General features: G+C 42.0%; 2 protein-coding genes. One reads left to right on the top strand and one right to left on the bottom strand.

All coding sequences use genetic code 11. The features are described 5' to 3' along the window. A partial coding sequence (gene dacB / locus PX481_RS09955; RefSeq protein ID WP_288094514.1) for a D-alanyl-D-alanine carboxypeptidase/D-alanyl-D-alanine endopeptidase occupies positions 1–1,012 on the bottom strand: 1,012 nt, incomplete at its 3' end. A gap of 174 nt (positions 1,013–1,186) precedes the next feature. Between dacB and gorA the strand changes: the two genes are divergently transcribed. Further along, positions 1,187–2,539: a glutathione-disulfide reductase gene (gene gorA / locus PX481_RS09950; protein WP_288094513.1), complete on the top strand. Its 1,353-nt coding sequence runs from the start codon at positions 1,187–1,189 to the stop codon at positions 2,537–2,539. The last annotated feature ends 204 nt before the right edge of the window (positions 2,540–2,743 follow it).

Raw genomic sequence — 2,743 nt, 5'->3', positions numbered from 1 at the left:
GCATTTGTAGTAGGGTTTCGGCTAGTAAATTATCGCTATTTTTATTGACTTTTTCCACCAAATATGCTAGGGGTTCTGATTCTAAATTGGTGATTTCATAACCGAGAATTTCTGCGCTAATTTCGGCGTTTTTAACGGTAATTCCCGCTTTTTCAAGGATATTACGCCAGTGAGCGAGGAAATACTCCGAAGGTTGAGGAATAGCTAAATTAAAATCATCTTGACTATCAATCGCCAGAGAACCAGTGATAATTAGGCGATTATTGGCTAAATTGCCCTTAATTGCCAGAGTATTCGGGCTTCCTTGCGCTGCGGTGCTGGTTTGATTCTCAATTAGCCATTGTTTAGCGGCAATGGGATCAGACCATTGTAAATCTAAGCTTTGCCCCAATTGTCGCGGTAAAAGCCTTAAAGTGACGGAATTTTCGTTTAAAACCAAGCTAGAAGCGGGTACAGCATAGTCAAAAAAGACATCTTCCCATTCCCAGGTTTTTTGACTATCGGAGACGACAAAAGGACTAGCAACGACAATTAAGCGATAAATTGAGTTAATTCCCTGTGCTTTTAACTTTTCTGCTAATTTTTCTAACTTTTCTGTGGTTATGGTTGCATCTCCCCTCCCGACTAAGGTTAAAGTTTCTAAATCGGGGGGGTTGCCCTGGGCTAAAATGGGGGTTTTCAGACGATAATCGCGGTTAAATTTGCTGAAAGCGGCGGCAGTGGTTAATAATTTCGCAGTAGAAGCGGGAGTAAAAAAGTTATTTTCGTGGAGACTATAGAGATTTTCCTGAGAATTAAGGGATTTTACGAAAATTCCCCAATAAGCGCCTTGATAATCGGGTCGGGCCAAAATGCGATCGATCCTGGTGGCTAAGTCTGCCGGACAGATAAACTGGGAAGGGAGAGAATTGTCTTGACTGATGGGGGTTGCGAGGGTGACGGGATGGTTTACCCAGAGAAATAGGGAACAAGTCCCCAAGAGAAAAGATAATTTCGAGCGGCGTGTTAGCATAGAATTAAGTCTTGGCAGTAGGTAAATTGACTCTAATTTAGCAGCATTAGTGACCATATTCTGCTAGTTACTCGATAGATTCAGTTAGGGATTGATCCGAGATATTCGCTCCCCTTTTTGCCAAAAAAGTTTCTTGATTCCGTCAAACTTCTATTCATTTGCGAGGATGTTTTTATGAGTTATGATTTTGATTTATTGGTAATTGGTGGTGGTTCTGGTGGTATTGCCACCGCTAGACGGGCAGCCGAATACGGGGCAAAAGTGGGATTAGCAGAATACGATCGTTTGGGAGGAACCTGTGTTAATCGCGGTTGTATTCCCAAAAAATTAATGGTTTATTCTAGTCGTTTTCCGCAACTATTTAAGGATGCGGAAGGTTACGGTTGGAGTCCGGTAGAGAGTCAGTTAAATTGGCAAAAATTAATTAGCGCCGTTAATCAGGAAACTATACGTTTGAATGGCATTTATCAAAAGATGCTCGATAATTCTCAAGTGACGATTTTTCCTAATTATGCCAAGTTTATTGATCCCCATACCCTAGAGGTGGGAGATCAGAAAATTACTGCCGATAAAATTTTAATTGCCGTGGGGGGACATCCCGTTAAACCTGATATTCCGGGGATCGAACATACAGTAGTTTCTGATGCCATGTTTCAACTGCCAGAACAACCGAAAAGAATTATAGTTTTAGGGGCGGGATATATTGGGGTAGAATTTGCTGGTATTATGCACGGATTAGGGACAGAAGTGGTGCAGTTAATCCGTAAAGACAAGATTTTAAGAGGGTTTGATGAGGATATCCGCGATGAGATTCAAGCGGAAATGATCCGTCAGGGAATTAAAATTATGCCCGAAACTTTCCCCACTTCGATCGAGAAAACTGCTGAGGGTTTAAAAGTACATATTCAGGGTCAAGAAACCTCAGAAATCTTATTTGTTGATGCCCTAGGATTAGCCGCTACTGGAAGAATTCCTAAGCTGGAAAAATTGGGCTTAGAGAATGTCAATGTCGAGGTAAAAAATGGGGCAATTGTCGTCAACGAGTATAGCCAAACCAGCGAAGATAATATCTATGCCGTGGGCGATTGTACTGATCAAATTAATTTAACTCCCGTGGCCATTAATCAGGGGCGAGCTTTTGCCGATACAGTCTTTGGTAATAAACCCCGGTTAATGAGTTATGAAAATGTTCCTTCGGCAGTATTTTCTACTCCTGAAGCGGCGACGGTGGGATTAACAGAATTGCAAGCAAAAAAACAATATGGTGACACGGGAATTAAAGTTTATCGGTCTAAATTCCGCCCCGGTTACAATGTTTTACCAGGCCGAGAGGACAAAACTTTGATGAAATTAGTTGTCCATCAGGAAAGTGGTAAAATTCTCGGGGCGCACATGGTGGGAGATCACGCCGCCGAAATTATTCAAGGAGTAGCCATTGCCGTAAAAATGGGCGCAACAAAAGCCGATTTTGATGCCACTGTCGGCATTCATCCCAGTGCTGCCGAGGAATTCGTCACCATGCGTTAATTAACAATTTTAGGTGTGTTAGTTTGGGTGCATCTCACACTTACAGAAATACCGACAATCAGCAATTATCAGCTTCTGAAGGCAAGAGGCAACAGGCAAGAGGCAAAAGACAGAATCTGACAATTCTCCTACCTAAAAAGAAGGTTAGAAACTAAGCACATCAAAGCTTTTAGCTTAACCAATTAGGTCTTAGATTCGGCCCTT

The organism is Microcystis sp. M53603_WE2 (assembly GCF_030065435.1).
This window is presented reverse-complemented; position numbering and strand designations above follow the sequence as displayed.